8 protein-coding genes and 1 pseudogene are annotated in these 6,155 nt (G+C 69.8%); 5 read left to right on the top strand and 4 right to left on the bottom strand.

The window, feature by feature from the left end; genetic code table 11:
- Positions 1-114, top strand: a pseudogene (locus ACZ4VK_RS34590) (IS5/IS1182 family transposase); the annotation flags it as partial.
- 31 nt (positions 115-145) lie between these two features.
- Here the strand turns inward: ACZ4VK_RS34590 and ACZ4VK_RS34585 are convergent.
- Entirely contained in the window at positions 146-631 is a 486-nt protein-coding gene (locus tag ACZ4VK_RS34585) for a MarR family winged helix-turn-helix transcriptional regulator (RefSeq protein ID WP_468361227.1), read from the bottom strand.
- Between the two features lie 83 nt (positions 632-714).
- Between ACZ4VK_RS34585 and ACZ4VK_RS34580 the strand changes: the two genes are divergently transcribed.
- Positions 715-1,194, top strand: coding sequence for an HAD domain-containing protein (locus ACZ4VK_RS34580; RefSeq protein WP_468361224.1), 480 nt, complete (start codon positions 715-717; stop codon positions 1,192-1,194).
- A 285-nt stretch (positions 1,195-1,479) separates the two neighbouring features.
- Here the strand turns inward: ACZ4VK_RS34580 and ACZ4VK_RS34575 are convergent, their stop codons facing one another.
- The 3 genes from ACZ4VK_RS34575 to ACZ4VK_RS34565 form a co-directional block, all read right to left on the bottom strand.
- Positions 1,480-2,094, bottom strand: a complete 615-nt coding sequence (locus tag ACZ4VK_RS34575; protein WP_468361221.1) for a DinB family protein — start codon at positions 2,092-2,094, stop codon at positions 1,480-1,482.
- A 167-nt stretch (positions 2,095-2,261) separates the two neighbouring features.
- Positions 2,262-3,377, bottom strand: coding sequence for a hypothetical protein (locus ACZ4VK_RS34570; protein WP_468361218.1), 1,116 nt, complete (start codon positions 3,375-3,377; stop codon positions 2,262-2,264).
- Between the two features lie 86 nt (positions 3,378-3,463).
- Positions 3,464-4,018: a hypothetical protein gene (locus tag ACZ4VK_RS34565; protein WP_468361215.1), complete on the bottom strand. Its 555-nt coding sequence runs from the start codon at positions 4,016-4,018 to the stop codon at positions 3,464-3,466.
- A gap of 639 nt (positions 4,019-4,657) precedes the next feature.
- On the opposite strand from ACZ4VK_RS34565, the gene ACZ4VK_RS34560 reads away from it, so the two are divergent.
- The 3 genes from ACZ4VK_RS34560 (at position 4,658) to ACZ4VK_RS34550 (ending at position 6,140) form a co-directional block, all read left to right on the top strand.
- Positions 4,658-5,083 carry a helix-turn-helix domain-containing protein gene (locus ACZ4VK_RS34560; RefSeq protein ID WP_468361212.1) on the top strand — a complete coding sequence of 142 codons (426 nt, stop codon included), beginning with the start codon at positions 4,658-4,660 and terminating at the stop codon, positions 5,081-5,083.
- Positions 5,084-5,118: 35 nt separating this feature from the next.
- Complete coding sequence (locus ACZ4VK_RS34555; protein WP_468361209.1) at positions 5,119-5,703, top strand: hypothetical protein; 585 nt, start codon at positions 5,119-5,121, stop codon at positions 5,701-5,703.
- Positions 5,704-5,792: 89 nt separating this feature from the next.
- Positions 5,793-6,140, top strand: a complete 348-nt coding sequence (locus ACZ4VK_RS34550) for a DUF2516 family protein (RefSeq protein WP_468361206.1) — start codon at positions 5,793-5,795, stop codon at positions 6,138-6,140.
- Positions 6,141-6,155 lie beyond the last annotated feature (15 nt).

The raw sequence follows: 6,155 nt of genomic DNA, 5'->3' as shown, positions 1-6,155 counted from the left end.
CGCTGCTTCAGCCGGCTCAAGCAGAACCGGGCCCTCGCCACCCGCTACGACAAACGAGCCCGGCACTACCAAGCCATGGTCACCCTCGCCTGCCTCCGCCTCTGGCTGCCATGACTTTCCGGACAGGTCCTAGGGCTCCAGGGCTCTAGGCGCGCTGCCGCGCCCGGCGGGCCGTCTTCGGGCCCTCGACGGGGGTCTCCAGATGCCCGGTGGCCAGCCGGTTCAGGGCGCGGAGCAGGACGGTCCGCTCGTCCTCCGGGAGGGCGGAGAGGGCGCCCTGGTGGACGCCGTCGACGATCTTCTGGCTCTCCTGGGCGACCTTCGCCCCCGCCTCGGTCACGGCGATGATCCGCGCGCGCCGGTCGGTGCTCGACGGCCGGCGTTCGGCAAGGCCGGCCTTCTCCAGGGCGTCGACCGTGACGACCATGGTCGTCTTGTCCATGTCGCCGATCTCCGCGAGCTGCGCCTGGGTGCGCTCCTCCTCCAGGGCGTGGACGAGGACGCAGTGCATCCGGGGCGTGAGCCCGATCGCGCCGAGCGCGGCGGCCATCCGGGTCCGCAGGACGTGACTGGTGTGGTCGAGGAGGTAGGAGAGATCGGGCTCGGTACGGGTGGGCGCCATGGCTGTCATGCCTGCCAGGGTAACGAGAATCGATCCGTCGCGGATTATCGGGAAGCGGACGGGTGCGGCCTCGGGTCGGTCACGATGAGGGCATGACGGTCCCCCTGCTCTTCCTCGACGTGGACGGCCCGCTGATCCCCTTCGGGGCGAGCGGCAGGGCGTATCCGACGGACGCGCCCGAGCCGCCCGCGTCCGTGAGCCCGCTCCTCGCGCGCCTTGACCCCGCTCACGGACCGCGGCTCGCGGCGCTGCCGTACGAGCTGGTGTGGGCGACGACCTGGGACGAGGACGCGAACGCCTGGGTCGCCCCACGCCTGGGACTGCCCTCGCTGCCCCTGGTGCGATGGCCGGACGACGGGCCGGATCCGGTGCCGGGGATCCACTGGAAGACGGCGCGGCTCGTGGAGTGGGCCGCCGGGCGGCCGTTCGCCTGGGTGGACGACGAGATCGGCGCGTCCGACCGCGCCTGGGTCGCCGCCCACCACCCCGGCCGGGCGCTGCTCCACCGGGTGGACCCCGGTCGAGGGCTCACGGCGTCGGATTACGGGGTGCTCGCGGCCTGGGCGGGGTGAAGGAGGGCGCGGCCCGGCACCGCCTTCGCCGTGGCGGACTCTCCCGCCGCCGCGCCGCCGAGCTCATCGCCGAGCGCCACGCGGGACCTGACGCAGGGGAACATTCCGGATCGAAGGCTGCTCCACGACGTTCGAGGGATCCGGAGCGGGGCCGCCGGGTACCTGGCCGGGATGGTCGACGATGCCGGTCGCCACGCGGGCGAAGGAAAGGGAGGAGCCCCTCTCTCCGTCCCGCGAGTCGTGGCGGTAGCCGCGGGGGAACGGCGGTGCCGCGCGCCCGTCGTGTCACAGGCCCCGCGTGCCGTCGATCCGCTCCCGCAGCAGGTCCGCGTGGCCGTTGTGGCGGGCGTACTCCTCGATCATGTGGACGAGGACCCAGCGCAGGGACACCTGGCCCCGCCAGGCGTCGTGGCCCGAGACGTCGAGGTCCGGGGCCTCGGCCGCGAAGCGTTCGGCGAAGTCCACCGCCGCCCGCCAGGCCTCCCAGGCGGCGGCCACGGAGGCCGGGTCGGTCGCGGCTCCGTCGAAGTCGCCGTCCGGGTCGTCGGCGGAGGACCAGAGCGGGCCGGCGTCGTCCCGGCCGGCCAGTACCTGCTGGAACCAGCGGCGTTCGACGTCGGTGAGGTGCCGGACCAGGCCGAGCAGGGACAGGGTGGACGGTTCGACGGACCGCCGGGCCAGCTCTCCTTCCCGTACCCCTTCGAGGCCCGCGCACTTCAGCAGCAGGGTCGCGCGCTGGTCCGCGAGGAACCCGGCGAGCATCCGCCGCTCGTCCCCCGTCGCGGGGCCGGAGAAACGACGGAACGGCGCGGGCCCGCCCGTCTCGTCGAGGACCTCCGCGCGCCGGCGGGGGCGCTTCTCGCCGTACGGTACGTCCCCCTGGACGCGTTCAACCGCCATGTGGAGCCTCCCTGTTGACCTCGCCCCATGCTGGCATGGGGCGCACCCTTCTGGGGCATGGGCAAGCAGGACACCAGCATCAAGACGACCCACGCTGTCCGGGATCGGTTGCGGGTTCCAGCTGCGGAACGCGGCGTCAGCATGCACCAGGTCCTGGAGGAACTGGATCAGTTCAGATCGGTGCCCCAGATCTGTGCTGTTCCGGTGAGCGGCAGGTTCGACTTGCGGTCGGTCTTCTGGCCGGAGGCGGCGTTGAAGTTGGTGAGGGCGCCGTTCGTGGTGTCGAGGGTGAGGAGGTTGGTCTGGGACCAGGCCACCTTGAGGGGCCCGTCCAGGTCTGTCCCTGGCAGGTTCGCCTGCTGCCCCAGGTCCTTGCAGTCGCCTTCGGCAAGGTCGAGGACTGCCAGGTGGTTGGCCGCTGTGGTGGTGTTGAGCGCTGTGGCGTACCACCGTCCGTCAGCGGAGATCACGCCACGTCCTGCAGGGGTGCCGGCTGTGCAGTCGGGCAGCGGGGTGTTCTTGTTTGCCGTGGTGTCGTAGGCGGTGACGCAGCCGCTCTTCCCGCAGTCTTCCTGCCGCCAGATCACACGTGACGGCCCAGTGCTGACGACAGACGCGTTCTTCGCCAGCGTGCGCGTGGGGTGATGGGTCTTTGCATCAAGCAGGACGACGTCGGTCCGTGCCTTCTTCGCGTTGCCCGCGCTGGAGTCGTCCGTCGTGGTGAGCAGCCCGATCACGCCCTGAGCGCTGTCGGCCAGGGGCCGGATTCCGCAGGGAAGCGCGTAGCCTTTCGGTCCGGGCCGACCGGAAAGGTCGTGCTGTCGTACCGCGTAGCGAGCGGTCACCGATTCGGGCAGGTCCTCGCCCGCACAGGCTGTCGGCGCCGGCTGTTCGGTGACGGCCCAGGCCTTGTGCTCCTGCTGGGAGGAGAACCAGGTTACGGCGGGCCCGAGGACGGTGGCGCGTTCGGGGCGGCCCGGCTCCAGTGAGACCAGGATGCCGTCGTCGATGCCGACGATCTCGCCGGAGGACAGCTGGCTCTGCTCGTTCAGTGTGTAGATGTCCTCGCCTGGCTTGGCATCTGCGGGGCGCTTTGCCGCGATCTTCACGGGGGAGTCGATCTCGTCGAGGATGCCGATGCTTCCTCCGAGGTTCAGGACGATGCCCCGCGGGGGCGCTGCCTGGGGTTCATCGCTGTTGCATCCGGTCAGCACCAGGGCACCGAGGACGGCGGCGGCAAGCCACGGCAGTGCGGCACGGGGACGGGGGGTGAGTGCGGTCATGGAGGCTCCTTGGCGCGGCTTGACGGGTCGTGGCGGACACGTGCGGGGGCCGATCCTTGTGTGGGATCGGCCCCCGCACGGTGCTGCTATGGCTTAGGCGTGCACGGGCTGCTGGAGATGCACTCCGAGAAGAACGGGAAGACCGTGATGGCAGCCAGGCTGCCTTCATTACCGAGGAACCTCGCCCCGCAGCCGGCGGTGTCCTGCCAGCGTTCGACGACATAGTTGGTCCGCTCGATCTTCGGGGTGGTGTAGCCGTACTTTCCGCCGGGCACCTCCATCCAGTTCGTGACCGTCACGCCCTTCTCGGCCTTGTCGACGATTTCGCGGGAAATCGACGCCTCGACCTTCGCGATTCCCCAAGAGGCGCTGCCGGTCAGCCCGGAGGTCCACTTGGTTTCCTTCGCGATGGTCGTCGTCATGGCGTAGGTCAGGCGAGAAATGGCCGGCGACCCGTTCCGCTTTCCCGCGGTGTTGCCGATGGCCTCGTAGCCGGACTTGATCCGCACGACCTTGCTCCACACGTCCGGCGGGCAAGCCTCCTCCCCGGGCGTCGTGGCCTGCGCCTGAGGGACGATGAGCATCCCGGCTCCAAGAGCCAGGGCTCCCGCCAGGGCGGCCTTACGAGAGATCGATGTCATGAGACTTTCCCTCTTGAGATATCAGCGGCTGGTCGTTCCGCTGCGATCAACACAAGCACAACAGCTCTGACGTACCTACAGAGTTGAGGCCGATCTGAGGGAATGGCCGCCGGAACGAGCCACTGAGAACGGGCGCCCGTAAACAGGCCAAATCCAGCGAAGCGAGAAGCTCACCTGGCCCATCACGTACCACGGCATCCGCCGGCCCTACCGGTGCTCTGTCCGAAAGACGAGGCTGGGTAAAGCCGCTATCACCGAACGTGAGTGTGGACCGGGCCCGCGGCTCTGGGGCGGGCCTCGTGGTCGCATGACTGCCGGTGGGATGACCTGCTTGTTCCGGTGTCGGTGGAGGCGGGGCGGGACGGCTTGTCCTGGAGCCGGGGTGGTCCGGCCGTTGGACGGCGACGTGGCGGACGGCGGGCGACGAGATGTCGTGCGCGGTTCGGGACCTGGAGCAGGGTGCCGGTGAGTCGCGAGGACCACAGACCTCGAGCACGTCACAGGGAGGACGCTCTGGTGACAACCAGCACTGCGAAGTGACAGCTATCGCGAGCAGTCGCACCCTTCCCGACGGCCGCTCAGGGCGACTCTTGCAAGCGCGTGCTTGCAATAGTTAGCAAAGGCTGGCATGGTCGGAGCATGGCATCGCTCAACGTCGGCAATCTCGGTGAGTACCTCCGCGAGCAGCGGAGGACCGCGCAGCTGTCCCTGCGGCAGCTCGCCGATGCCGCCGGGGTGTCGAACCCGTACCTGAGTCAGATCGAGCGCGGGCTGCGCAAGCCCAGCGCCGAGGTGTTGCAGCAGGTCGCGAAGGCGCTGCGGATCTCCGCCGAGACGCTCTACGTACGGGCCGGGATCCTCGACGAGAAGGAGCGGGAGGAGCTGGAGACGCGCGCCGTCATCCTGGCCGATCCCTCGATCAACGAGCGGCAGAAGCAGGTGCTGCTCCAGATCTACGACTCCTTCCGCAAGGAGAACGCCGCCGAGAACGCCGCTGAGGCGGCGGCCGCGGCCGCCGCCGAGACGCCCGGCGACGCACCCGATGCCGAAGCGCCCCTGAAGTAGCTCGCTCGTACGTCACATCCGGGAGGACCACCAGCATGGCCATCATCGACGAACTGCGTACCCCTCTCTACTTCGCCGCCGGCACCGCCGACCTCGCCGTGCAGCAGGCCAAGAAGGTTCCCGGCCTGATCGAGCAGCTCGCCGCCGAGGCGCCCGCGCGGATCGAGGCCGTGCGGAAGACCGACCCCAAGGTCGTGCAGGAGAAGGTGACCGCCCAGGCCAAGGAGGCCCAGGCCACCGTGCAGTCGAAGCTCGCCGACGTCGTCGGCGGTCTCGACACGGACCTGAAGAAGCTCGGTGAGACGGCCCAGGACCTCGCCCTGCGCGGCGTCGGCGTCGCGGCCGAGTACGCGGTCAAGGCGCGCGAGAAGTACGAGGAGGTCGCCGCCCACGGCGAGGAGGCCGTCAAGGCCTGGCGGGGCGAGGTCGCCGAGGAGATCGTCGAGATCGCCGTCGTCGTCGAGCCGGAGGAGAAGGCCGAGGAGAAGGCCGAGGAGAAGGCGGAGGAGCCGGTGGCGGGTACCGCCGACGAGACCGGCGAGGCCGCGAAGGCGCCCGCCAGGAAGCCCGCCGCCCGCAAGGCCCCCGCCAAGAAGACGGCCGCTGCCGAGAAGGAGTAGGGCCGGGCACCAATACGGGTACCAAGGGCGTTGTACCGGGTACCTTGACCGCGAGGCGCTCTTCCCCTCTTCTCTAGGCGGTGCTCAGCATGTTGCGCGCGGGATTCGACTCCCTCCTCTTCCTGGTGACTTTCCTGATCTTCACCGGCTTCGCCGTCGCCGCGCTCGTCTTCGCCGCCATGGCGCGCGAGGACGCCTACCGCGCCGCCGAGAAGCAGACGAAGAAGTTCTGGCTGATCATCCTGGGCGTCAACCTCGCCCTGAACCTTCTGTGGCCGATACTGTTCCTGCAGATCGCGGGGGTGATCGCCGCCATCGTCTTCATGGTGGACGTGCGGCCCGCGCTCGCGCAGGTCTCCGGCGGAGGCCGTGGCGGCCGCGGGGGCGGCGGCTCCAGCAGCGACGGACCGTACGGCCCCTACAACGGCGGCCGGTAGCGACGGCGGCAGAAG

This window comes from Streptomyces sp. NPDC028711, from assembly GCF_055565415.1.
This window is presented reverse-complemented; position numbering and strand designations above follow the sequence as displayed.

Bases quoted from the DNA above. Each gene is read 5' to 3' on its own strand.
- ACZ4VK_RS34570 (WP_468361218.1), bottom strand. From the start codon at position 3,377: ATGACCGCACTCACCCCCCGTCCCCGTGCCGCACTGCCGTGGCTTGCC.
- ACZ4VK_RS34565 (WP_468361215.1), bottom strand. From the start codon at position 4,018: ATGACATCGATCTCTCGTAAGGCCGCCCTGGCGGGAGCCCTGGCTCTT.
- ACZ4VK_RS34575 (WP_468361221.1), bottom strand. From the start codon at position 2,094: ATGGCGGTTGAACGCGTCCAGGGGGACGTACCGTACGGCGAGAAGCGC.
- ACZ4VK_RS34580 (WP_468361224.1), top strand. From the start codon at position 715: ATGACGGTCCCCCTGCTCTTCCTCGACGTGGACGGCCCGCTGATCCCC.
- ACZ4VK_RS34560 (WP_468361212.1), top strand. From the start codon at position 4,658: ATGGCATCGCTCAACGTCGGCAATCTCGGTGAGTACCTCCGCGAGCAG.
- ACZ4VK_RS34555 (WP_468361209.1), top strand. From the start codon at position 5,119: ATGGCCATCATCGACGAACTGCGTACCCCTCTCTACTTCGCCGCCGGC.
- ACZ4VK_RS34585 (WP_468361227.1), bottom strand. From the start codon at position 631: ATGACAGCCATGGCGCCCACCCGTACCGAGCCCGATCTCTCCTACCTC.
- ACZ4VK_RS34550 (WP_468361206.1), top strand. From the start codon at position 5,793: ATGTTGCGCGCGGGATTCGACTCCCTCCTCTTCCTGGTGACTTTCCTG.